Origin of the sequence: Providencia rettgeri (assembly GCF_041075285.1) — a bacterium.
GTDB lineage: Bacteria > Pseudomonadota > Gammaproteobacteria > Enterobacterales > Enterobacteriaceae > Providencia > Providencia rettgeri_G.
The window spans coordinates 408,830-434,824 of sequence record NZ_CP163512.1; the positions used below are offsets into that span (position 1 = coordinate 408,830).

Consider the following 25,995-nt stretch of genomic DNA (forward strand, 5'->3'; position numbering starts at 1 on the left):
AAACAAGGAAAATCAATATATTGATTTTCGCCTGATAACACAAAGTGGGAAAAACCACGCTTTTATCCCACTTTGTCAACAACCTCAGGACAGCGTATTCGCTGTCCTTTGGTTATGACAATATGGAAATCTATCAATTAGTTGGTTTCAATTATTACTTTGTTACCCGTGATCTTTCCATTGTTATTTGAAAGGATAGGAGATGTCACTTTAGTGGTGTTTCTTGAATTAAATATTCCGTAAATATTGTTAGTGGCATACCCTGCTTTAGCAGTTAAATCCAGATCGGCTTTCATGATCCCACTGTAATTACCAATCGTGTTTGCGCTCACATTCAAATTTCCTGCACTGTATATTTGCGCATAGTTATTGACTATCTCATTGCTCATCGCAATATTGATATCCGCTTCTCCAGCCGCAGGGAAGATAGCATTGGTTTGAATAAGACCTGAAGCATTATTCAACTGAATGCCTTTGATGTTAATCTTTCCATTCTCTGCAATAATACCGCCTTTTTGACTTGGTAAACCAAGATAGTACGTATTTTTGCTAAAGTCAGAAGCATTTGTATTGGCAATATAATCTGCATTCATCACTACATTATTGCCTGCTTTAATCAGGCCACCGATATTATATAAATAATTAGAAATAATGTTGAGGTTAAAGCCTTTAATATAGCCAGCATTGTTTGTTAAGTTATCGACAGCAAAGGTAGACTTGCCATTATTTGAAACAATAATGCCACTGTTAGTCAGTTTTGGTGATGTGATATTCATCAGTTTGTCGCTGCTAATTGTACTCTTTGTGTCATTAGTGAGTTCTTTTTGTGCCGTAATATCCATTCTACCAGTTTCAGCTTGAATGGTAGATGACTGATTAATTACATAATCAGAGTCAATGGTTACGCGACGATTTGCTTTGATGGCGCTAGAGGCACGATTAGTTAGCTCTGAACCTGTAAATGTGAAATCACGTCCCGCTGTCATGACAGCTTGTTCATTAACAATTCGTCCCCCATTAATATTAATATCTCTACCGGCAATGAACCTATTTTTTCCGTGCTGGCTATTGTTACTTGCCCAGTTGTAGATTGTATCGACATTAGCATTAATATCACCTTGTTCAGCTTTGATTAAACCGCCGCCATTTTGAATATTTTCAGAAATATTCAGGTTGACATCTTTTTTTGCGCTGATTAAGCCATTATAACGGTTATGTAAGGAGTTATTAGATGTAATTTTAATATCACCATTAGTCGAGATAATATTTCCATAGTCATTGTTAAAGGTGTAACGTCCAGTGGATGTTAGGTCAAGATTACCTTTACCTTGGATTGTACCAGTATTATGTACTGCGTAAGCATTAACGGTTAACCCATTATTCCCTGCATTAATTAACCCCGAGTTACTTAAAAAACGACCGCTTTCATTGACATTAAGGTTTATTTTTTCAGCATCTAAACTTCCCTTAGCAGCAATCGTAATTCCATAGTTATCCTGACTGGCAGGTCCTGAGACAGTAGAAAGTACATTACCCTGTTGGTCAAATACATTTGAACCTGTTGAGATATTGATTTCATTTGCCTTAACATCGCCATTAATGAGTACTGAACGTGCGATAAAATCGACAGCATCTTTAGATGTTAGTTTTTTATTAACGGTAATTTGACCTTTACTAACGTTATAGCCAATTAAATTGTTACCAACAACAAGTGGTGTACCTGTAACAAACGCCCCACGGGTTGCATTAATAAAACCACAATTATTACAGGTGATACCTGAGGCATTAGCGACAATAACTTGTGCTGCTGTTCCTGCAACTTCCATCATGCCGTTAATAGTACTAATATTATTGGCAACCACTTCATTTAAAATAACCTTTGCCGGGGCTGAGCCTGCTAAATTCTGATTACCATAAATATTTCCGCCTAATTGAGTGGTTGATTGGACATCACTATTATTAAAAATGACTCCTTTTTCACCCACATTAAAGCTTTGATAAGTATTATGTGAAATGCCTTTATCTGAAGGTTTCTTAATATGAATAATATTTAACCCGTCAGGTCTGTAAATAATCCCTGTACCATCTAAGCTATAGGTTTCATTTTTATCGTAAGTCTTCACTACAGGCGTATAAAGCTCGGTGACATTCTTTGATTTCAAGTTACCATAAATGTTGTTGATATATTCAGAAGCTCTGATCTGCAATTTTCTATTTGTATTAATTAAGCCTTTGTAGTTAGACGCTTCTTTTGCATTAATTGCAATATTACCTTCGCTATTTAATTCGCCATAGTTATTCTCGAACAGTCCGGTGACATTGAACTCCATACCTCCAGAGGTTGCAACTCGTTCTTGCATAGTGCTTTTAAAAAAACCATAGTAATTAGATACAATATCACTGGTCACAGTAATACCACCATCTAATACTTCAATTCCGCCTATTTTATTGGTTAACCCAAATTTAGACGCAAAATTACCAAAGTAGCTTGAATAGGTATTACTGAGTGTTTTTACATCAAGGGTAATGTCTTCGTAACTACGAATATACCCTTTATAATTATTTAAGGTATTAGCCGTTACATTTAGTTTTGTGGCATCAATAAAACCTTGGTCATTAATAATGGTATCAGATGTAAAGTTCAGTGTATCACCAGTAATCATACCGCCTACGTTTTCAATTGTATCAACTTTAATATCCGTAACATAGGTTGGAATAGGCGGTGTATTGGGTTTGTTGGTGGGTGAAATAATTTTCCCATTATTGACGAGTTTTGCGGACGTAATATTCAGTCCTCGGCCACTACTGATAATTGAGTTCGCATCATTATTAATGTATTTAGAAGCAGAAATATCAGACTTAGCGTTAGTCGCGATGATCGATGACGCTTTGTTGGTGATAGTACCTGCATTTATGTTTACTCTTCGCTTAGCAACAATCGATGTATTAGCATTTTCAATAGCAGAGGTTGTTGTAATATTAACATCTCGTCCAGATTCAATATTAGCCGCTTCACTGATAACTCTATCCGCAGTGATGTTAATATCTCGCCCAGCAACAATGCGATCTTCTAGAATATTTTTACTATTTCTTTTCCATTGATAAACGGTACCTCTTGCATCTATATCGACATCACCTGTTTCTGCTTTAATCAGACCGGTGCCATTTTGGATATCAATAGTTTTTATATCAATATTATTTTTGGCAATGATTTGACCATCAACACGATTGAGTAATGTAGTTGGCGTTTTTAGATTAATATCACCTGCGGTTGAAATGATTTTTCCACTATTATTATTTAAATAGCTATTTACAGAGGTGTTAGTAATATTAATATTTTTTTTGGCTGAAATAAGTGCGGTATTAGTCAATCCGCTGCTATTAATATTGATATCACCAATAGATTCAATCTTATTCTTTTCATTAACCACGAGACCAGAAGAGTTGATGGTTAGCCCGCCATCTTTTGCAGAAATAGTACCTTGATTACTGACGCCAGTGCCACTTTCAGTAGAAACAAGCGTGATTTTATTTGCATACATTCCCCCTAATGCCGAAACATCTATTCCTACAGAAGGTCGGCTCCCTGTACCCGCGACAGTGGCTTGTGCATCGCCGTTTGCATCTACAAAATTATTACCTGTAACTATTTTTATTTCTTTTGAGTTTAATTGTCCATTAATAATGGCTGAACGAGAAATAAGTTCAGTAGGTGACTCGGACTCTAAGCCTTTATTGATAATAATTTGGCCTTTAGCAACGTTATAACCGAGTAATTCACCATTGGCAATTAAGGGTTTTCCAGTAGTTAGCGTTGTATCTTTCGTGTTAATAAATCCGCAGCTATTACAAGTAATGCCTGAGGGGTTAGCAATAATAACTTTTGCTCTCTCACCCGCAACCTCAACCATACCATTTAAGGTTGTTGTACTATTAGAGTTAACTTCATTAATGATAACTTTAGCGGCACCGTTGGCTAAATTAAGGTTACCATTAATAAGACCGCCTAATTTTGTATCAGTGTCAATTTTGCTATTATTTAGGATGACGCCATTTTTATCGACATCAAATTTACTGTAAATATTATGGGATACACCTTTATCACTTGCTTTATTAATATGAACAATAGTTGGGCGATTATTTTGGTTCATAACCCCCGCACCATTAGTATTAATTATTTCAGCATGAGAAAAAGAAGCTACACCAAGGATTGCAGAGACACAGAGGAAAATAGGTTTTAGTTTCAATTTGGGGTTTTCTGCACCAAATTTAATAGATTGATTCATAGGTATATCCCTAAATTTGAATATTTGTTTAAGTTAAAGTGATTTTTATTATGGCTATTGAATTATGCTTGAATTAATGAATAAGTATATTTAAATATACTTAATTAAATGGTTTTTTTATCTTGTGAGATTAAATGTCATTAATGAGGGAAAATCAGATTAAAATACAAATGATTTGTTTTTGTCTTTTAAAATCAAAGAATAGTAAATACTCTGCTTTGGCGTTCGTGTGTGTAATTACTTATGGGGATATGCATAATTTTTTATTTTTTTTAATTTTGAGTGTTAAGCGTTTTTAAATTGTGTGAAACGTTCTTTTTATATGAAAATATTTTTTTTATTTAATTCTGTTTTTACTCCAAGAGGAAATGATATCAATAGAAAAGACCCTAGATATTAGGGCCTTTTCTGAGTGTTATTTCTTTTGTGTTAAGTTTGATATCGATTCGCGGTAGCAAAGCTCAAGTTTTTCTCGGCTATCCGCAGTGATATGCAAGTCTTGAAGGCGACCATTGTTGATACCATAAACCCAACCATGGATCATCACTTTCTGACCTCGTTTCCATGCTGATTGCAGGATAGTAGAGTGGCCTAAGTTATAAACTTGCTCAACCACGTTCAATTCACATAAACGGTTTAAGCGTTCGCAAGGTTTTAATTCACCTAGCATTGAGCTATGTCTGTACCAAATATCACGAATGTGTAGTAGCCAGTTATTAATCAGGCCTAATTCTGTATTGTCTACAGCCGCTTCAATACCCCCACATCCGTAATGACCACAGATAATAATATGTTCAACTTGCAGTACATCGACAGCATATTGAATGACGGATAAACAATTAAGATCGGTATGGATAACTAAGTTTGCAACGTTACGGTGGACGAATAGGTCACCAGGTGCAGCATTGATTAACTTTTCAGCGGGGACTCGGCTGTCTGAACAGCCAATCCATAGGAATCTTGGCTTTTGTGCTTTTGATAATTCTTTGAAGAATTCAGGATCTTGTTCTTTTACAGAGGCTGACCATGCTTCATTATTGGCAAACAGCTCTTCGATTTTTCTCATCATGACTTATAGCCTAGTTGTGTTACTGTGCGATAAAATCTTATACAACATTTATTGATTAATTAATAATTAGTTATACTAATTACAACATTGGTATAATGAACCACTCATTTAGACAAGACAACCCTCAATTAGTAACATATTGAATTATCTTATAGAAATCTATTATCTCTTTTCTGCATAACATAGCGCAGAAAAAAGTGGCATCATAAGATTATATTGCCTCCAAATCGTCCTAAGAATAAAGGGTTTTTTTATATATGACGTATGCACTTGAGTTATCGCAGTTAACAAAAACCTATTCAGGTGGCGTTAAGGCTCTGCGAGGAATCGATTTACATGTTGAAGATGGTGACTTTTATGCTTTATTAGGTCCTAATGGCGCAGGGAAATCTACCACTATCGGTATTATTAGCTCATTAGTTAATAAAACCAGCGGTTCAGTCAAAGTATTTGGCTATGACCTAGAAAAAGACGTTGTGCAAGCAAAGCAGCAACTTGGTCTTGTTCCTCAAGAATTTAACTTCAACCCATTCGAGACCGTTTTGCAAATTGTTTTAAATCAAGCGGGTTATTATGGCGTACCCCGCTCTGTTGCAGTACAGCGTGCTGAACAATATTTAACGCAGTTGGATTTATGGGAAAAACGTGATGAGCGTGCCCGCAATTTATCTGGTGGGATGAAGCGCCGGTTAATGATTGCTCGCGCACTTATGCACCAACCAAAGTTATTAATTTTGGATGAACCAACAGCGGGTGTTGATATCGAGTTACGCCGTTCGATGTGGTCATTTTTAAAAAATTTAAATGCCCAAGGCACTACAATTATTTTAACGACACACTACTTAGAAGAAGCGGAAATGCTGTGTCGCAATATTGGTATTATTCAACATGGTGAGCTGGTTGAAAATACCAGCATGAAACAATTGCTGAGTAAATTGGAGTCGGAAACCTTTATCTTTGATTTAATGCCAAAAAGTCCTATCCCTCAGTTATTCGGTTATGAGTCTCGATTGGTAGATACATCAACGCTGGAAGTTGATGTTAAAAGAGAACAAGGGCTAAATGGTGTCTTTAGTCAATTAAATGAACAAGGCGTTCAAATTTTGAGTATGCGTAATAAGGCCAATCGTTTGGAAGAATTATTTGTTAGCTTAGTAAAAAAAGAAAGCCATACGGCTGAGAAGGAGATAGCCTAATGTTCTCACTGTATTGGGTTGCATTAAAAACAATCTGGATAAAAGAAGTTACCCGTTTTGGACGAATTTGGGTACAAACGTTGTTACCGCCCGTTGTTACCATGTCATTATATTTCGTTATTTTTGGGAATTTAATTGGCTCACGGATCGGTGATATGGGCGGCGTGGATTATATGCAATTTATTGTCCCTGGTCTGATTATGATGGCGGTGATCACTAACTCATATTCTAATGTTTGTTCGTCGTTTTTTGGTTCTAAGTTCCAAAAAAATATTGAGGAATTACTTGTTGCGCCCGTACCAACGCACATTATTATTGCGGGCTTTGTTGGTGGTGGCGTTGCTCGAGGGATCTTAGTGGGCTTCCTTGTCACATTAGTTTCATTATTTTTTATCCCATTACAGGTTCATTCGTGGCTTATGATCGTTATAACGCTATTATTAACAGCGATAGTGTTCTCACTTGCTGGCCTGTTGAATGCGATTTTTGCAAAAACGTTTGATGATATAAGCATCGTCCCAACGTTCGTTTTAACGCCATTAACGTATTTGGGGGGGGTGTTCTACTCACTCTCATTATTACCCCCGTTTTGGCAGGCTGTTTCTAAGCTCAACCCCATTGTGTATATGATTAGCGGTTTTCGATATGGTTTTTTAGGTATTGCGGATGTATCAATAGTCATTACCTTGGGGGTTTTAATGATTTTCCTGTTCGTTTTTTATTTACTCACATGGTATTTAATCGAACAAGGAAGAGGTTTACGTAGTTAATTTAAGTGAAATCACTTAATTTAAAATAAGGCTGTACCTAAACGTTATTTTCAACGAATAAGGTACAGCCTTTTTTATTGCGTATTTTTACGTATTATATTTACTTGGTTCTTTAACTACCGATGAAACTTAAATAAAAATCAAGTTTAATTTAATCTGGTAACAATTTGCTTTTTTAATAATTTTTATCTGAATAGCTATAAGAAATAATTCTCATAAGTATTTGTTAATGTTTTTTCTGTGGTATTAAAATAAAGTGTAACTATTAAAATATTTTTTGATATCGATGTAATTGCCTGATTAATATAAATAATTATTTTTTTATGCTTATTTTTTCGTGTATTTTGTTTATTACTCTTGTGTCTTTAGTGTTAGTTTTGTTGAAAATCCCTCCTATTTTTGACTTTTTATTAATTTATATTAATAACGAAATATCGTGTTACAGTTATTGTAAAAATTATAAAAATCCAATCGCGGTGTATTTTTAGTGTTAAATTCTATTTATTTGTGATTGATTGTTTTTTGTTGGTGATGCTTTGCGTATTTTCCCGCTTATTGCCCTATGAATTGCATAACTTAAGTAAAATATCAAAATTATACTCATAATATGGAATTACTTAAAATGATCTAATATACTTTTTGTGAATCAAGTGTTCTAAATAATAGTTGCTAAATAGGTAGATATATATCACGCCTGTTTACTGTTAATTTTATTTACTAATAAGTAAGGGAGTCTTATGCATTTTAAAAAATCCATATTCATTTCGTCGATAATTATTGCTTCATTTTCCAGCGCGCTGCATGCCGCTGAAAGTGGTAATGCTAAAGGGACTATTCATTTCAAAGGTCAATTTATTGATAGCACTTGTACCGTTGAAGTGAATAACACGAATAAAGATGAGGGGACAGTTCAGTTGGGGACATGGATGGCAAATACATTTAATAAAGTTGGCGAAACAACTGAAGCAGTGCCATTAACTATTGGTTTAAGTGGTTGTCCTGGGGCATTAAATAAAGCACGAGTGACGTTCGGTGGGGGAAGCGTGCATCCAGATAACCCTCAATTATATGCAGTTGATGAAGCGGAAGGTGTCGGTATTGGTATTTCAGGCGATGAAAATGGGACTAACTTTTATACGCCTAATACTGAAGCTGATGGTATTCCATTAAACGGTAACATCGGCGAAAAAACATATTATGCGCGTTATGTGACGACTGCTGATAGCGTGACTGCGGGTAAAGCAAACGCTGATGTGACGGTAACAATTCAGTACAACCAATAATAAGTTCAATTAGGGAACGTTTGTTCCCTCTTTTTTGATATTAACAGGAGAGAATTTTGAAAAAATCACTTTCGATTTTAGCGCTTTTTTGCTGTCTCATCATCAATGCGAATGCAAGTGTGGTATTAGGTGGAACTCGAGTGATTTATGGGGGTGACAAAAAAGAAACGTCGATCTCTGTTCGTAATAACGATAAAACGCCTTTTCTTGTGCAATCGTGGGTCAATAATTTTAATAGTGCAGATACACAAAAAGTGCCATTTACAGTGACGCCACCACTTTTTCGTATTGAACCTGAATCGGCTAATGCGGTAAGAATTGTTTTAACTGATCCAAATCTTCCTACAGATAAAGAGTCCATATATTGGTTGAATGTGAAATCTATTCCACCAACAGATCCCAATTCAACCAATAATCTGACTATTTCAATCAATAACAAAATTAAGTTGATCTATCGTCCAACGAACCTTCCAAATGCAGATGCGTTAACGGCTTATGAAAAACTCAGTTTCGAAAAACAGGGTAATAACCTAAAAGCTAAAAATCCAACACCTTACTATGTTTCTTTTGGTGATCTAAAAGTCGGGAATAAAGAAATTGATGAACCAGGTATGGTGCCTCCAATGGGGGAAATGTCTTGGAATGTTTCGGGTATTCAAGCCAATCAGGTGACTTGGAATGCAGTTAATGACCATGGAGCAATAACAAAGTCTAAAACACAAATATTAAAATAATCAGATGGAAGACTATTCATTATGCGCAGTATTCTAAGACAAAATCATGACAACAGTAACAGTGATGCTCATTTAACCTATTCGCATAATGGGGTACGTACATTTAAATTAAAAAAAATATGTCGTGTTATAACTATCGCTATTGTTACTGGAATGGGGAGTAATTATTCCATCGCGAATGATTATTTTAGCCCTAGTTCTTTAAGTATTATTGATGGGCAAAATATTGCAGATTTACCTAATCTTGATCAATTTTCTAGTCCTGGTGGTCAAATTGCGGGTGAATACCATGTAGATGTTATTGTAAATGGTGTTTTAGTGGATTCGAAAAAAATTGAGTTTATTAAAAGTGAGCATTCAAATCAGCTAATACCCGTTATAACCAAAAAAGAATTAGCTATTTGGGGAGTCAAGGTTAACGCTATCCCAAAACTAACTGCGTTATCGGCTAATCAAGAAGTGGGGGAACTTAGTGAGCTTATTCCTGATGCAAAAACCACATTGGAATTAACTCAACAAAAATTGAACATCTCTATTCCTCAAATTGCTATGGATAAGCAGATTTCAGGTGCGGTCCCGTCGAGTCAATGGGAAAATGGTGTTCCAGCGCTTATTTTAAATTACTACTACAGCGGCTCGAATAACTGGAGTCGAGATAACACAAAAGATACTAATTCACACTATTTCAATTTTCGAAGTACGGCTAACCTAGGCCCTTGGCGACTAAAAAACTATTCCACCTATACAAATAATCGTGAAACGCGGGAATGGAGAAATATTGAAACGAGCCTAGAAAGAGGGATTAATTTTTTAAAATCACAATTAGTGATAGGGGATACGGTAACACCGACAGAAATTTTTGATGGGTTTCAATTTCGCGGTATTCAATTGCAAAGCGATGAAACCATGCTGCCAAGTTCAATGAGAGGCTTTGCCCCTGTTATAAGAGGTATCGCACAAAGTAATGCAGAAGTTACAGTAAAACAGAATAATTATGTAATTTATCAGTCGTATGTTTCTCCTGGTGCGTTTGAGATAGATGATTTATATCCAACAGGCACCAGCGGTGACTTGACGGTTATAATTAAAGAAGCGGATGGATCTGAGCGTTCTTTTATTGTGCCATTTTCCTCTATTGCAATTATGCAACGGGAAGGGCAGCTTAAATATTCATTAACAGGAGGGAAATATAAATCTAGCTCTGCGGGTGAATTAGAACCCGATTTTCTTCAGTCGACGTTTATTTATGGCTTACCAAAAGGTATTACTGGGTATGTTGGTACATTATTATCCAAAAATTACCAATCTTATGCGGTTGGAATAGGGGTAAGTTTAGGGCGTTTTGGTGCCTTATCAACGGATGTAACTCAGGCTAATAGCCAAAATTTATTAGGTAAAGATGACTCAGATAGTGGTCAATCCTATCGTTTCCAATATTCTAAAAATGTTACGACAACAGGGACATCAGTCACATTGGCGAATTACCGCTATTCGACGGAAGGGTATTATTCTTTTAGTGAAGCAAATAGCTACCAACCAAAAATCTATCGTGATAACAAGAAGAACCGCTTTCAAATTTCACTAAACCAATCTTTAAATGAATTCGGCAATATTTACTTCTCAAGTTATCAACAAGACTATTGGAATCGTTCAGGTAAAGAGCGTTCGTTGAATGCGGGTTACAATAATCATTTTGGCGGTATTACCTACAATTTTAATTACAGTTATTCCGATAGCCCTTATCAACGTAAAGCAGACAATCGCTTTTCATTATCGATTACGATCCCATTGGATAACAATCAAAATAATTACACATCTATAAACAGTAGTGTGACAACCGATAATAACGGAAATGCGGATGCGATGATGGGGATTAGCGGCACATTGCTTGAGCGCAATAATTTAAATTACTCAGTACAGCAGTCATATGGAAATAAACAAACACGGGCGAGTGGTAATGCATCTGCTTCTTATCGAGGGAGCTATGGTATTGCAAATGCAGGATATGGTTATGATAGATATTCACAACGGGCGAATTATGGTCTAACAGGAGCCATCGTCGCTCATCCATACGGTGTCACATTGGCTCAGCCAATCTATGACTCATTTGCTATTGTAAGAGCGCCAGGCGCTGAAAATGTGCAAGTATCGAACCGTACGAGTGTCTTAACTGACTCTCGGGGTTATGCAATTGTGCCGTATTTAAATCCTTATACCAAAAACGAAATTTCATTAGATGTTGAGACGCTGCCCGATAATGTTGAGTTAAAAAGTAACTCGGTAAGCGTGATACCCACTAAAGGGGCTGCAATTATTGCCAATTATCAAACATATGTTGGTTATCGATTACTCTTTAATGTGACACATCAAGGGAAACCTGCGCCATTCGGAGCAATGGCTCAATTCGCACAAAATGACGATCAAAATATGAGCTCGGGTATTGTGGGGGATAACGGTGAGGTTTACCTCAGTGGAATGCCGGAAAAGGGGCGTTTACACGTTAAGTGGGGTAAGGATTTACAAGCGCAATGTGTCGCTCAATATCATTTAACGGCAGAACAATTAAAGCAGCACTTACCCGTGTTATCGGTAGATTGTCGTTAAAAATCAAATAGGTTTTAAATATGAAGATAAAACACATTTTTGCGGCTATTAGCATGACACTTATTTCTTTTAATGCTTTAGGTATTGGGCAGTTTCGTGTCAGCTTAGGAGACTTAGAAATTGATGCCGCAGCGCATAAATTGCCCCGAGAATCAATATTAGGCAATGGTTGGAAACAATTTGATGTCACCCCTAATAGTGAGCTTTGTGTTGCGAAAAGCGCCGGAGACTTTAAATTTATTCCTCAAGTTAATGCTCGACCGCTTAGCCTCTCAGTGAATGATGCTTCTGGACGTTATCCCGTATTTAGTACGGGAGTTGATGGTATTGGTTATGTGATTGGTATCCGCCAGAAGGGAACAAGCCAATGGTTTCCGGTAACTGGAAATGCGGGTGAAGTCAATGCTATTGCGGGATCGAGCGCATTAGAACTTGAAGCTAGGATGATGTATGTCAAAACGGTGCAAGGGGATATTAAAGGTACGGAACAAACCATAACCCACTTTGACCCTATCAAAGTGCAATGTATTGGGAATTTAGACTGGCAAACTTCCGTTGGTGAAATTTTACCTGCTTCAACCTTAATATCGTGGGCTCAACGATCTTGCCAGATATCTTCACCGCGGCAATCGGTAGACTTAGGTGTTCATGATATTGCTAAAATCCGTGCTTTGAATATTGGGGATACATTTGGTCAGGCTCAGCAGTCAATTACGATTCATTGTCCAACTATGATGTCAGTGGCTTACACGATTGCTGATAATTTGCATCCAAACAATATCAATACTGACATTATTTACCTTGAAAATGAGCATGAAAAACCTGGATTTGCTTTACGTGTTTATGAGGTCGGAAAATCCGTTCCTTTAAAACTTGGGGGAGATCGGTCTTTATCAAGTAATCATGTTTATTCGCTATTAGAAAAAAGCAGTTTAAATCCAACGGTAACGAAAACCTTTGAGTTTAAATACGTTAAAACAGCCAATGAAATTAAAGCGGGCAATGGTAATGCACAAGTGACCGTCACACTTGTATATAAATAGTTAAGGCATTTTAAATGAAATATATATTTAACTTATTAATTGCTCTGGCAATATCTCTGGTGTCATTACATGTGCTTGCCGCCGATGATAGGGTGAAAGTGAACTTTAGCGGCTCAATAAATGCTTATTCGTGTAATGTGAGTTCTGCGGCACAAAATGTTAATTTAGGTATTTGGTTTTTAGAGGGGGATGGTAGCAATTTTCCTCGAAACTCTGCAACCGATTGGGTTGAATTTGAGTTAAATTTTAACTGCTTAGGAGGGTATCGGCAAGTGATTGGCGCAATAGAAGGTACCCCCTCGACATTAAACCGAAATTTTTTTGCGCTCGATAATATAGAGGGCTCAGCAACTGGAATGGCTATTGAGATAGAAGCCTATTCACCGGAACGTAAGCGCTGGGAACCGAAAAATCCGAATGAAGTGAGTACGTTAATTGGCATGGCGAATATCACATACGGCAATAATGTTGTTCAACTTCGAGCGCGCTATAAGCAGTTAGCTAATGTGGCAACCCCAGGGTATGCCAACGCTTCTGTGACCTTCGTGGTACGCAATAATTAAGGAGTTGCGTGTGAAACAGTTTACAATTAAGGTGTATGCCCTTGCTATACTGGCGATGTGTTTTTCCCAGCAAGCGATAAGCTACGATGCCCTATTTAGTGTGACGGGCAGAGTTTCATCTAGTACGTGTTCATTAGTTTCATCTGACTCACAAAATATTTTCCTGGGAAATCATACGATTGGTGAAAATAATTTTGGTAATAAGAAGGGTTCAAAAACAGAACCTATTTATTGGCGATTAGAATTCGATTGTGACAAAAACGAGGAAATATCGATGAGGTTGTCTGGCTCAGCTTATCTTGACGATGCTTTTGCACTAAAGTTAACATCAGGAACTGGCAGTGCAAAGGGCTTTGGAATATATAACGTTGTAAGTGGTGACGGGGTATCTTATTATCAGTGGGCACTAAATAGAGACTATGTAATATCCGTAAAAGATGTCAATGGAAAAAGACGAATTTATTTTAAGTCGAATTACGTTCAGATGGAGGAAAATATTGAGCCAGGTAAAGCGAACGCAACCATGGAAATACAAATTACCTATAGGTAATTATTTAATGAGTACCACCACAATCCTATTTCAGTATTGCGGTGGTAAAACAGTGCAGTCACTTAGGCTACTTGAACAGGAACGGCTTTAGCAATACGGCTCATCACATTATTTTCATCAAAATAAGCCACTTTGGGTTTATGAAGGCGAGCATCTTCATCCTCCATTTGCACATAGGAGCAAATAATTAGTTTATCGCCAACCGCTGCACGTCGTGCTGCGGCGCCATTGACAGAGATAATTTTTGAACCGCGTTCGCCTGAAATCGCGTAAGTAGAAAACCGTTCACCATTATCAACGTTATAAATGTCAATGGCTTCGTATTCCAAGATCCCTGCGGCATCCATAAAATCTTGATCGATAGCGCAAGAGCCTTCGTAGTGTAAATCTGCCTGAGTGACGGTGACTCGATGGAGTTTACCTTGCAACATTCTTCTTAACATTTTTTCTTCCTTATTCGGTTCACCGCGTTGTTGGTGGCATTATCTCGCCTTAGGGCTGTTTATTTTTGCTGCTGATTTTTACCGCTAAAAAAAGTCAAAAAACCACCCAAAAAATGGCTAAATGTCCCCGTTGTACTGACTGATGACGATTTGAATCAATTATTGTCACTAGGGGCTGCCTTAGGGGAGCGAGCCCACAGCTATTCAGACTGCAGCGTTGTTGCCTGCGCGCATGCAAGTCGTAACGGGTATATCAACGCAGCGAACATATTGCTGTGATAGTGTTATAAGGCTTATTGTTTTATGCAATATCGCGTTTTAGGTCAACTTGTAAATTGTCAATTAAACGCGTTTGACCTAACCATGCAGCCATTAAAATCACTGCACGTTGACTTGTATTATTGAGAGCTAACAATGTATCAGCGTCACGAATAAACAGTTCATCAGGGGTAAAACCTGCCTCCCGTAATTGGTGATTCATCTCATCAATAATAACGTCAGATGAGTTTGGCTCCGCCATCAATTTTTCGCCCGCTTGTTGCATAATTTGATATAGCATTGGCGCAATTTTTAACTCATCAGCGGATAAGTTATTATTACGGGAGCTCAGTGCAAGACCATTTTTCGCTCTCACAGTTGGAACGCTAATAATTTGTGTGTCAAATGATAAGTCATTGACTAATTTGCGAATTAGTTGCAACTGTTGATAATCCTTCTCACCAAATAACGCAATATCAGGTTGAACCAAATTAAATAACTTAGTAATAACTGTTGCAACGCCTCTAAAGTGACCAGGGCGACTCGCCCCTTCTAACATAGTTGATAGCTCAGGCACTTCAACAAAAGTCTGTTTTTCCATGCCTTCAGGGTAGAATTCTTGTGGAGATGGGGCAAAAACTAAGTTCACATCTTTGCGTTTGAGTTTTTCACAATCTTCCTGAAGTGTTCGTGGGTAATTGGCTAAATCAGATTGCCTATCAAACTGCATTGGGTTAACAAAAATACTCGCAATAACAATATCGGCTTGCTGCTTGGCTTGCGCAATCAGTGTCAGGTGGCCGTCATGCAAATTTCCCATGGTTGGGACAATTGCAATGCGTTTACCTTCTTGTTTCCAACGGCGGATTTCGCGGCGAAGTATCAATGCGGTTTCAACGATAAGCATACAAGTAGTCCTTATATATGAGTTAATTAGGAAAATGAGTGAGCTTCAGCTGGATAAACGCCTGCTTCAACTTCTTGAATATATAAGCGAATAGCATCTTGCATATTTCCTGCTTGTGCGAGGAAGTTTTTGGCAAATTTAGGGGGGCGAGCTGTAATACCTAACGCATCATGCATAACCAGAATTTGCCCGTCTGTCCCATTTCCTGCACCAATACCAATAACAGGTAGTAGGAGCTCTTCTGTGACATGGTTAGCCAATGAAGTTGGCACACATTCAAGTACTAACAGTTGTATTCCCGCATTTTCAAGAGCTATAGCATCCTTTACTAGCTGATTTGCGGTGATTTCGTCACGACCTTGTACTTTATAGCCGCCGAGAACATTGACAGCTTGTGGTGTTAACCCTAAATGTCCACAAACTGCCACTGAGCGCTCAGTCAGCATTTTTACCGTATCACATAGCCAACTACCGCCTTCGATTTTGATCATATTCGCTCCTGCTTGCATCAGAATGGCTGCATTAGCACAAGCTTGTTCTGGGGTGGCGTAGCTCATAAATGGCATGTCCGCGATAATAAAGGCATGTGGCGCGCCTTTACGGACACAGCGAGTGTGGTAGGCAATTTGTTCAATAGTGACAGGCAAGGTGCTAGTTTCACCCTGAATCGTCATACCTAATGAATCACCAACAAGCATCACTTGAATTCCTTGCTCATAAAATAATTGAGCGAAGCTTGCATCGTAGGCCGTTATGGTTGCAAATTTGCGATTGTCTTTTTTGAACTGACATAAATCAGCCAGAGAAATTGGTTTCATTATAATAACCTCCGGAAATGATCTCCCTATGACCACACCTCAGAAGAGGTTGATTATTTTAGGTGTCTATATCCCAAAATGTTAGGCCGTTACGCGGGACGTGTGTGAGTCTTTCTGACAGCGTTTCACCATCAGGAAAAACAAGAGTAGGGGCAATATCACTGAGCGGATATAACATAAATTCACGCTCTTTTAACCCATAGTGAGGAACTGTTAATCGTGGCGTATTAATAACACGATCACCAAAAAGCATGATATCGAGATCGAGTGTTCTTGGCCCCCAGCGCTCGTCTTTGCGAACACGACCAAGGTCGAGCTCGATTTGCTGGGTATAATTAAGTAATGCTTCAGGTTCAAGGGTGGTTTCAAGAAGTACAGCCAAATTTAAAAAATCTGGCTGATCTTGAGGTCCTAAAGGCTTCGTACGATAAATAGGCGAAGTCGCAGTAACACGGCTACTAGGGATTGCATCTAACGCAGCAATAGCTTGTTGTGCCTGCTTAAGTGGCTCACCAAGGTTGCTTCCTACTGCAATATAGACTTGTTCCATAGTGCTCTCTCTATTTATGACGATTTATTCGATTTACGCGCTCCAGAGTGTGAGGCACGTTGTGGGCGATGACGTCGGCGGGTCGGCGCATTGCCTAATTCTGAAATCATTTCGCGTTGCTTGGTATTGTTGGCCTGTTGAAAGTCAGCCCACCACAATGCCAATTCTTGCAGTTCATTTCGATGCTCCACATTGGCTCTAAGCTCTAATAAATCAAACGCGGCACGGAATTTTGGGTGCTCCATTAATTTATTGGCTCGACGACCTTGTCGGCGAGGTAAGCGTAACTGCAACAACCAAATATCGCGCATCGTTGTAGTGATACGTTTAGGGATCGCAATGGAACGGCATTGCTCATCTAAAATATCATTCATCGCAAGAGCAAAAGCATCATAGTACGCAAGACCACCTTCCTGAGACAGTTTTTCTGCATGCTCAGTTACGGGGTACCATAACATAGCAGCAAATAAAAATGCAGGGTTTACACGTTTATCATTTTTAAGCCTGAAGTCAGTATTTTTAAGGACCTGCTCAATGATTTTTTCCATTGGCGAATCGCCAATTTCGCTGAAACGGCTCGCCACAACAGGGAACAATTGCTCAAATAAACCAAATTTTTTGAGCATTTTGTACGTGGCGTAACCTTGACCTGCTTGCAGTAATTTTAAAGACTCTTCAAATAACCGAGCAGATGGGATCTCCCGTAATAAAGGAGCGAGCTGATAGATAGGATCGGCTGTTTTGGGCTCGATAGTCATATTCAGCTTACACGCAAAACGAACTGCCCTTAACATCCTAACAGGATCTTCACGGTAACGAGTTTCAGGATCACCGATAAGACGAATAACACCTTCTTTAAGGTCTTTTAACCCATTGACGTAGTCACGTAAGGTGAAATCTTCAATGTTGTAATACAAACTGTTAACGGTGAAATCACGGCGGATCGCATCTTCCTCAATAGAACCGAAAATGTTATCGCGGAGTAACATGCCGTTTTGCGCCTGTGCAGACAGGTTTTTATCGTCAGAGGCATTTTGATCATGGTGGCCACGGAAGGTCGCGACTTCAATGATCTCAGGACCAAACATAATATGTGCTAAGCGGAATCGACGTCCCACAAGACGACAGTTACGAAACAGTTTACGAATTTGCTCGGGTGTTGCGTTTGTCGTGATATCAAAGTCTTTAGGTTTTTGACCTAATAATAAATCGCGAACACCGCCGCCGACTAAATAGGCTTCATAGCCATTTTTATTTAAACGATAAAGGACTTTCAACGCATTATCGCTGATATCACTGCGGGAAATAGGGTGTTCAGAACGCGGAATAACAGTAATGTTTTCGTTATGTTCGGTTGTCATTGTCGGGAATTTCTCAGGCGAAGGATCGGCACGTTGAGATTGACGAACCGTTTTTTTAATAGGCGCTGTTTTTGGCGTTTGTTTAGCGTTCCGAGTGTTAGGTGAGGTTTGCACCTGATCGGAGTGAGTGACTGGCCTTTTACCGTCTGCCGAGGTATCTCGCTGAGTATGCGTGTGCTGCAACACATCTTCACCACTGGAAGCTGTTGTATTGCGAGATAAAATATTACGGCAGAAATTTGCTACTCGGTTAAAAATAGTACACCTCGATGTCATTACCAATGTTCAATAAACAAAATAAGCGGCTAATCATAGCTCACTGACGTTTCTTTGAGAATGGTTAAACGAATAAAAGTCATGTCTAATTATTATTTTTATCAATAAAAATTGCTTGGAAAACACGCGAAATTTTCTGACGTTCCTAAGTTATGATATGGAATGCCTTATTTTAACAGGATTTTATCACAATAGTATTGTGTGTTATCCAAGTTATCACCTGCAAAATACAGGATTAAATTCAATTAAAAATTGACTGAAAAACAGCCACTCCATTGAGTGCTTAACACTGTATTCGTTTGTTAACCATTAATTTCATCAAAAATGATAGCAAAAATAAGGGATTAATAAAGATACTTATTGGGGAGATGAAAAATAGGTGAATTTTTACTGAGCAAAACCCTTACAACGGCGCACGCTATATGCGCCGTTTAGGACTCCATCTGAGTAATTAGCCTGCCATCTGCTTTTCGCGAATTTCAGCTAATGTTTTACAGTCGATACATAAATCAGCGGTAGGACGGGCTTCCAAACGGCGGATACCAATTTCTACACCACATGATTCACAGTAGCCAAAGTCGTCATCTTCAACTTTTTTCAGCGTTTTCTCGATTTTCTTAATCAATTTACGTTCACGATCCCGGTTACGTAATTCAAGGCTGAATTCTTCTTCCTGAGCGGCTCTATCAACGGGGTCTGGAAAGTTAGCTGCCTCATCTTGCATATGAGTAACAGTCCGGTCCACTTCATCTCTGAGTTGATTGCGCCATGCTTCGAGAATGAGCTTAAAATGCGCCAATTGGGCTTCGTTCATGTACTCTTCGCCAGCTTTTTCATGATAGGGTTCAACCCCAGCAATGGCGAGAATGCTTAAGGACGATGTCTTACGTTTTTGCCCTTCTTGCATAATGCTTCTCCTACACACGCAAATTTTACAAAAACCCCAAGGGGGAAAATTTAAGGTCGCTATAAATAACAGAAGAGAGCTCTCTTGGCAATCGTTCATGCAATGAGTTTTGTAATGCTGTGAGGGCGAGCGTGTTTATTCCCTTTTTAGCGCCCAGAACTCAGCGGCCTCGTACAAAAAACTATTAAAAAAACATTATTTAATAGGCGTGAAACTAATCTGTTTACTTAACGACATTTGTTGAACAGTTATATCTGCCTGATAACAAAGTACTTCAACACCGCTTTTCCTTGCTTCCTCTAATAATAGCGCATATTTATTATCAATATGTGCAGCTGCTGATGCTACGTGAATACCAGTATGTAAAGCAACAAACAATAGTATGGCTCTTTTTCCTTCTTTCGCAATGTGCATGAGTTCTCTGAGGTGTTTTTGTCCTCTAAGTGTCACTGCATCTGGAAAATAACCAGAGTCATTTTCCAGCAAAGTGACTGATTTTACTTCAACAAAACAGTCAGGTAACCCAGCGTTTGAGAGAAAAAAGTCAATTCGGCTATTTTCTGTTCCATATTTCATTTCAGGCTTTATCTCACGGTATTCAGATAATTCTGGAATACGTTTTTCGGCTAAGGCTTCAGCAACGAGTTGGTTCGCTCGTAGGGTATTGATACAAATAAAATGTCCTTGCGCCGTTTGGGTTAATTCCCAACTGTGAGGGTATTTGCGTTTTGCATTGTCAGATGTGGAATACCAGACTGTATCACCGGGGATGGCACACCCTGTCATCGCCCCTGTATTGGCACAGTGAATGGTTATCTCTTCACCATTAGGTAGGGTGACATCCGCTAAAAACCGTTTATAACGCTTAATTAAGGTTGCTGGCCGTAAAGGGGGGGTAAATTCCATAAGGTCTCCGCGGTTCTTGCCAGTGATAAGCTGACTGATGAAAGTGGCTAATGCTACAATGTCTGATAGCAAAAGTTAAATGCAGGGAGTCGTTACTTTCGTGTTACCCATATTAGAAGTCAGTGCATCGTTACTGGCAGCCTTTAAATCGTCGCCACAAATTTTATTACATGCCCCCACTGGGGCGGGTAAATCAACCATATTGCCCCTTGAAATATTAAAAAGTGGTGTGATTGATGGGCGAATTATTATGTTAGAGCCTCGTCGCCTTGCGGCGCGCTCAGTTGCAATGCGTTTAGCACAACATCTTGGCGAAGAGGTGGGAAATACGATTGGGCTACGCATGCGTTCGCAGACCAAAGTTAGTCGTCATACACGGCTAGAAGTGGTGACAGAAGGGGTGCTGACGCGACAGCTACAAAACGATCCGATGCTTGAAGGTGTTGGGCTTGTCATTTTAGATGAGTTTCATGAGCGAAATTTACAGGCTGATCTTGGCCTTGCACTACTGCTAGATACCCAACAAGCGTTGAGAGAAGATTTACGTATCTTATTGATGTCAGCAACCTTGGATAACCAAGGGCTTACCCAATTATTTCCAGAAGCCCCCGTCATTAGCTCGCAAGGTCGCACTTTTCCCGTAGTACGTGAATATCACCCAATTAACCCGAACAAATTATTCCATCAAGAAGTGGCCTCGGCGGTGTGGCAATTATTACAACAACAGCAAGGTTCGCTACTTTTATTCCTCCCTGGCGTTGGGGAGATAGAGAAAGTAAGGTTAGAACTCTCCTCTGTGGTTAGTGAGGACATACTTTTATGCCCGTTATATGGCTCACTTTCATTACAAGCACAGCAACAAGCCATTCAAGTTGCCCCCGAAGGGAAGCGTAAAGTGGTACTGGCAACCAATATTGCAGAAACCAGTTTAACGATTGAAGGCATTCGGTTAGTGGTAGATAGCGGTTTGGAGCGTGTAGGGCAATTTAACCCACGCTCAGGGTTAACAAAGCTGGTGACACAGCGAATAAGCCAAGCGTCAATGGCTCAACGGGCTGGACGAGCTGGTCGTTTGGAAGCTGGTGTATGTTGGCATTTACTCAGTGAGGAACAAGCGGAGCGAGCCGCACAGTTCAGTGAAGCTGAAATAAACCAAAGTGATCTCAGTGGGTTATGGCTCTCTTTATTGCAATGGGGATGCCATGATGCCGGGCAATTAAAATGGTTATCACCCCCACCTCAATCTGCGATTGCAGCAGCAAAAAATTTATTAACACAACTAAAAGCGATTGATAACCAAGGTAAATTAACGTTAATGGGGCAAAAAATGGCGTCGTTCGGCACCGAGGTGCGAACCGCTGCGATGCTCTATAAAGCGCAAGAGAGCCAAAATAAGGATGTCATTCAGCTCTCTGCATTGTTAACTGCAATCATTGAAGAGCCTCCACGCCATGGTGGATGTGATTTGCGCCAATTTATTGAAAAGCCGACTGACAATTGGTGTAAGCGCGCATCTGCGCTAAGTGAACAAAAAGTATCAAGTCAGCTAGGTCAACAATCCGCACTAATTAGTGAGTGGTTACCAACTTTATTAGCTGCTGGTTATCCCGATCGCATCGCCAAATCCCGCGATAATCAATTACGCTATCAACTATCCAATGGTTTGGGGGCGGTTTTAAATGCTGATGACGCCCTTATTGGCACTCCTTGGTTAATGGTTGCTTCTGTTTGGCAGCCTGAAAATTCAGCCGATGCACGAGTTTCGTTAGCTTATCCTATTGAAATAGAAAGATTACAAGCTCACTGTCCCGCCTTATTTCGACCGCAAGAAACCGTAGAATGGGATGAGCAAAAAGGCACTTTATTGGCGTGGAAGCGTTTGCAATGTGGGCAACTGGTGGTGAAGTCAGAGCGGCTTACACATCCAGATAAAACGGAAATTCGTCAAGCATTAGTTTATTGGTTAAAGCAAAATGGGTTACAACAGCTAAATTGGCAGCAAGATGCACTGCAATTATGTATTCGTTGCACATTGGCTAAACGCTTGTTCCCTGAGGTGGACTTCCCTGATTTTGAAGAAAGTGCCTTAATGGATTCTTTGGGGGAATGGTTAGAGCCTTATTTAGAGGGGGTGACAAATAAGCAAAAATTGCAGCAAATGAATTTAGCTCAGTTATTAATGAATCGTTTAAACTGGCAGCAACAGCAGTGGTTAGAAACTGTGTTCCCGAGCACTTATCACGCGCCATCCTCCCATGATGTCCCTATTCACTATGCGTTAGATAAGCCACCATTTATTGAAATTCGTATGCAGGAAATGTACGGCGAAAAAGCGAATCCCACAGTTGCTCAGGGAAAGTTAACCTTAACGGTGTCTTTGTTATCTCCTGCGATGCGCTCCTTGCAAATCACCCAAGACTTAGGCACTTTTTGGCAAGGCAGTTATAAAGAGATTCAAAAAGAGATGAAGGGGCGGTATCCAAAGCACTTATGGCCGGATGATCCTGCCAATACTGCGCCGACAAGGCAAACAAAAAAAGCGATGATGAGTACGAAATAACCTATTTTTATGCTCTAATAGCGGGTTTCCAAAATGTGTTTCTATAGCCACAGCAGAGTAAGGAAATGTAATTAAGAGCTTTCTTTGGTGAAATCCCAAGGGTTATGGGTCAAAATTAACCACCCAGCGTGAAGCTGTTAGTGAATAATAAGCCGTTAAGTTATTTTGTAAGGTGATATGGAGCGACCATGTCAGGTAAAGATTTTGAACCAATCGGTCGACGTAATAAAAAATCGACAGAGAAAAAACAATCTTCATCACGCCGCCGTAGAAATCGCGATGATTATGATGATGAAGATTTATACCAAGATGATGATATTGAAGAACAATATCTCGATGATGAAGATGAAGAAGAGCAGATGGCTAAAAAAGGCTCAAACAAGAAAAAACAGCGCAAAGTAAAAAGCAAATGGCGTTGGTTCTGGCTACTCGTCAAGCTAATGATTGTGTTTGCAGTACTCTTAGCTGCATATGGTTTTTATTTAAACCAACAAATTAAAGAACGCCTCGATGGCAAGGTTTGGGATTTACCCGCTGCGGTTTACGGTCGCATGGTCAATCTTGAGCCGGGGATGGATTATAGCCAAGCTGAAATGACGCGCTTGCTTGAAGGTATGCAATATCGCAAAGTCAGCAAAATCACCACATCCGGTGAGTTTGTTGTGCGTGGCAATAGCATCGAAATTTTACGTCGTCCATTTAACTTCCCTGACCAAAAAGAAGGGCAGATTTTGGCCCGTATGGTGTTTGAAAATAACTCGTTAAGTAAGATTGAAAATATGGAGAATGGCCGTTCATTTGGCTTCTTCCGTTTAGATCCTAAACTTATCACGATGATGCAGTCAGCAAATAATGAGCAGCGTTTGGTTCTGCCATTGGCCGATTTTCCTGAGTCATTGGTGAAAATCTTGCTTGAAACCGAAGATAGAAACTTTTATGAACACGATGGCGTCAGTTTGTACTCTATCGGTCGTGCGGTCGTTGCTAACTTAACGGCGGGGCGTTCAGTGCAAGGGGGAAGTACCTTGACACAACAATTGGTTAAGAACTTATTTTTAACCAATGAGCGAACCCTAAAACGTAAAGCTAATGAAGCCTATATGGCCATTTTGTTGGATTATAACTACAGCAAAGAACGTATTTTAGAGCTGTATTTAAATGAAGTTTTCTTAGGGCAAAATGGTAACGATGAAATTCGAGGGTTCCCATTAGCCAGTTTGTATTATTTTGGTCGTCCAATCAATGAGTTAAGCTTTGACCAACAAGCATTGTTAGTCGGTATGGTACAAGGGGCATCCACATACAATCCTTGGACAAAACCGCAAAATGCGATTAAACGCCGTAATATTGTGTTGAAAATTCTCGAAACACGCGGCGTGATTGATCAAGAGATGTACCAAGTGCTGAGTGCAAGGCCGCTTGGTGTGAAAAATAAAGAAGGGCTGGTGGCTTCTCAACCCGCCTTTATGCAAATGGTTCGTTTAGAACTGAATGAAAAGCTGGGTGATAAAGTTAAAGAACTGTCCGGAGCGAAAATTTTTACGACCTTAGATCCTGTTGCACAAACTGCGGCAGAAAATGCGGTGGAAAATGGTGTCGCGGATTTACGCAAAACCCGTAAATTAGACGATATTGAAGGCGCAATGGTGGTGGTTGACCGCATTAATGGCGAAGTTCGTGCTATGGTTGGCGGCTCTCAACCTCAGTTCTCCGGTTTTAACCGTGCATTGAACGCACGCCGCAGTATTGGTTCATTGGCAAAACCGCCGGTCTACCTTGCTGCACTGAGTGAACCTGATCGCTACCGCTTGAATACATGGTTAAAAGATGAACCGTTAACCGTGAAAGTGGGTAATCAAAACTGGAGTCCAAGAAACTATAGCCGTAATTTCAATGGTCGTATGATGCTGGTTGATGCTCTAGCAAAATCTCAAAATATCCCAACTGTAAATTTAGGGTTAGATATTGGCCTAGACCAAGTATTTAATACTTTTGTTCGGCTAGGGGCCCCTGCAACAGCGATGGAAAAACTACCAGCGATGTTGTTAGGTGCTGTAAACTTAACGCCAGCGGAAGTCGCTCAGGTTTACCAAACAATTGGTGGTGAAGGGAATCGGGCGAAATTATCCTCATTACGTTCTGTCATTGATGGAGATGGTAAAGAAATTTATCAAAGTTACCCATCCGCAGAGCGCGCAGTGCCATCGCAAGCCGCTTATTTAACGTTATACGGTATGCAACAGGTGGTAAATCAAGGAACGGGGCGTGTTTTATTATCCAAATACGGGAAGTACAATTTGGCAGGTAAAACAGGAACAACCAATGACTTGCGTGATAGCTGGTATGCGGGGATTGACGGTAAGGAAGTGGCCATCGTCTGGGTAGGGCGTGATAACAACGGTCCAACCCAGTTAACTGGGGCAACAGGGGCCTTGAAAGTCTACCAACGTTATCTGGATAACCAAGCGCCATTAGCACTGATTAACCGTGCACCAGAAGGTATTGTCGATATGCAAGTCACGGCGGACGGGCAATTAAGTTGTTCAAATTTTGGAGGCGGTAGAATGTTACCGATTTGGACTGATAACCCAGATAGCCTATGCCAATCTTCTGAAAATCAAGCGCCTGTCTGGAATTTAAATGGCAATAATGATGAGCAGCAAAATGATGCACCGGATTGGGTCAAGGATATGTTTGGCAATAATCCCTAAATTCTCGTCATATTTCGAGCTGTGGCGGTGTTGGCTACGTTCAGCGACTCGGGGTATCTTCCCCGAGCTAGCTTCACTTGCCGTCTAACCACAACTTGAACTATATAAGGAATTATTGTGTAAGATGTATAACGATGAAGGTTAACTTTGGAAAGGTAGAGGTGAAGCGAGAGTGCTTCACCTCTTTGTTTTTAAAACGA

Annotated in this window: 19 protein-coding genes; 10 read left to right on the plus strand and 9 right to left on the minus strand. The window is 39.6% G+C overall.

The window, feature by feature from the left end:
• Positions 1-137: 137 nt before the first annotated feature.
• Positions 138-4,286: a filamentous hemagglutinin N-terminal domain-containing protein gene (locus AB6N04_RS01875; RefSeq protein ID WP_369310233.1), complete on the minus strand. Its 4,149-nt coding sequence runs from the start codon at positions 4,284-4,286 to the stop codon at positions 138-140.
• A gap of 415 nt (positions 4,287-4,701) precedes the next feature.
• A complete protein-coding gene (gene can, locus AB6N04_RS01880) occupies positions 4,702-5,355 on the minus strand; it encodes a carbonate dehydratase (protein ID WP_369310234.1) in 654 nt (217 codons plus the stop codon).
• Positions 5,356-5,612: 257 nt separating this feature from the next.
• Between can and AB6N04_RS01885 the strand changes: the two genes are divergently transcribed.
• From AB6N04_RS01885 to AB6N04_RS01920, 8 genes are all read left to right on the plus strand, one after another.
• A complete protein-coding gene (locus AB6N04_RS01885) occupies positions 5,613-6,551 on the plus strand; it encodes an ABC transporter ATP-binding protein (RefSeq protein ID WP_369310235.1) in 939 nt (312 codons plus the stop codon).
• Complete coding sequence (locus AB6N04_RS01890) at positions 6,551-7,321, plus strand: ABC transporter permease (protein WP_369310236.1); 771 nt, start codon at positions 6,551-6,553, stop codon at positions 7,319-7,321. The genes AB6N04_RS01885 and AB6N04_RS01890 overlap by 1 nt, the downstream gene beginning before the upstream one ends.
• Before the next feature lie 737 nt (positions 7,322-8,058).
• Positions 8,059-8,604 carry a fimbrial protein gene (locus AB6N04_RS01895; protein WP_369310237.1) on the plus strand — a complete coding sequence of 182 codons (546 nt, stop codon included), beginning with the start codon at positions 8,059-8,061 and terminating at the stop codon, positions 8,602-8,604.
• Between the two features lie 56 nt (positions 8,605-8,660).
• Positions 8,661-9,338 (plus strand): molecular chaperone, encoded by a 678-nt coding sequence (locus AB6N04_RS01900; protein WP_369310238.1) that lies wholly within the window; start codon positions 8,661-8,663, stop codon positions 9,336-9,338.
• 21 nt (positions 9,339-9,359) lie between these two features.
• Complete coding sequence (locus AB6N04_RS01905) at positions 9,360-11,942, plus strand: fimbria/pilus outer membrane usher protein (protein ID WP_369310239.1); 2,583 nt, start codon at positions 9,360-9,362, stop codon at positions 11,940-11,942.
• Between the two features lie 20 nt (positions 11,943-11,962).
• Positions 11,963-12,985, plus strand: coding sequence for a fimbrial protein (locus tag AB6N04_RS01910; RefSeq protein ID WP_369310240.1), 1,023 nt, complete (start codon positions 11,963-11,965; stop codon positions 12,983-12,985).
• A 14-nt stretch (positions 12,986-12,999) separates the two neighbouring features.
• Positions 13,000-13,548: a fimbrial protein gene (locus AB6N04_RS01915; protein ID WP_369310241.1), complete on the plus strand. Its 549-nt coding sequence runs from the start codon at positions 13,000-13,002 to the stop codon at positions 13,546-13,548.
• A 10-nt stretch (positions 13,549-13,558) separates the two neighbouring features.
• Complete coding sequence (locus tag AB6N04_RS01920; protein WP_369310242.1) at positions 13,559-14,098, plus strand: fimbrial protein; 540 nt, start codon at positions 13,559-13,561, stop codon at positions 14,096-14,098.
• Positions 14,099-14,160: 62 nt separating this feature from the next.
• On the opposite strand, the gene panD is transcribed toward AB6N04_RS01920, so the two are convergent.
• The 7 genes from panD to sfsA all read right to left on the minus strand — a co-directional run bounded on the left by panD (position 14,161) and on the right by sfsA (position 20,524).
• Positions 14,161-14,541, minus strand: coding sequence for an aspartate 1-decarboxylase (gene panD / locus AB6N04_RS01925; RefSeq protein ID WP_219246106.1), 381 nt, complete (start codon positions 14,539-14,541; stop codon positions 14,161-14,163).
• Between the two features lie 301 nt (positions 14,542-14,842).
• Entirely contained in the window at positions 14,843-15,706 is an 864-nt protein-coding gene (gene panC / locus AB6N04_RS01930; protein ID WP_369310243.1) for a pantoate--beta-alanine ligase, read from the minus strand.
• 26 nt (positions 15,707-15,732) lie between these two features.
• Positions 15,733-16,524 (minus strand): 3-methyl-2-oxobutanoate hydroxymethyltransferase, encoded by a 792-nt coding sequence (gene panB / locus AB6N04_RS01935; RefSeq protein WP_369310244.1) that lies wholly within the window; start codon positions 16,522-16,524, stop codon positions 15,733-15,735.
• A 58-nt stretch (positions 16,525-16,582) separates the two neighbouring features.
• Entirely contained in the window at positions 16,583-17,074 is a 492-nt protein-coding gene (gene folK / locus AB6N04_RS01940) for a 2-amino-4-hydroxy-6-hydroxymethyldihydropteridine diphosphokinase (protein ID WP_369310245.1), read from the minus strand.
• A gap of 14 nt (positions 17,075-17,088) precedes the next feature.
• On the minus strand, positions 17,089-18,435 hold the full coding sequence (gene pcnB, locus AB6N04_RS01945; RefSeq protein ID WP_369311932.1) for a polynucleotide adenylyltransferase PcnB: 1,347 nt from the start codon (positions 18,433-18,435) through the stop codon (positions 17,089-17,091).
• 727 nt (positions 18,436-19,162) lie between these two features.
• Positions 19,163-19,618: an RNA polymerase-binding protein DksA gene (dksA, locus tag AB6N04_RS01950; protein WP_004260494.1), complete on the minus strand. Its 456-nt coding sequence runs from the start codon at positions 19,616-19,618 to the stop codon at positions 19,163-19,165.
• 195 nt (positions 19,619-19,813) lie between these two features.
• Complete coding sequence (sfsA, locus tag AB6N04_RS01955) at positions 19,814-20,524, minus strand: DNA/RNA nuclease SfsA (protein ID WP_369310246.1); 711 nt, start codon at positions 20,522-20,524, stop codon at positions 19,814-19,816.
• Between the two features lie 79 nt (positions 20,525-20,603).
• Between sfsA and hrpB the strand changes: the two genes are divergently transcribed.
• Together hrpB and mrcB are read left to right on the plus strand one after the other, a co-directional pair.
• On the plus strand, positions 20,604-23,084 hold the full coding sequence (gene hrpB / locus AB6N04_RS01960) for an ATP-dependent helicase HrpB (RefSeq protein WP_369310247.1): 2,481 nt from the start codon (positions 20,604-20,606) through the stop codon (positions 23,082-23,084).
• Between the two features lie 188 nt (positions 23,085-23,272).
• Entirely contained in the window at positions 23,273-25,795 is a 2,523-nt protein-coding gene (gene mrcB / locus AB6N04_RS01965) for a bifunctional glycosyl transferase/transpeptidase (RefSeq protein ID WP_369310248.1), read from the plus strand.
• The last annotated feature ends 200 nt before the right edge of the window (positions 25,796-25,995 follow it).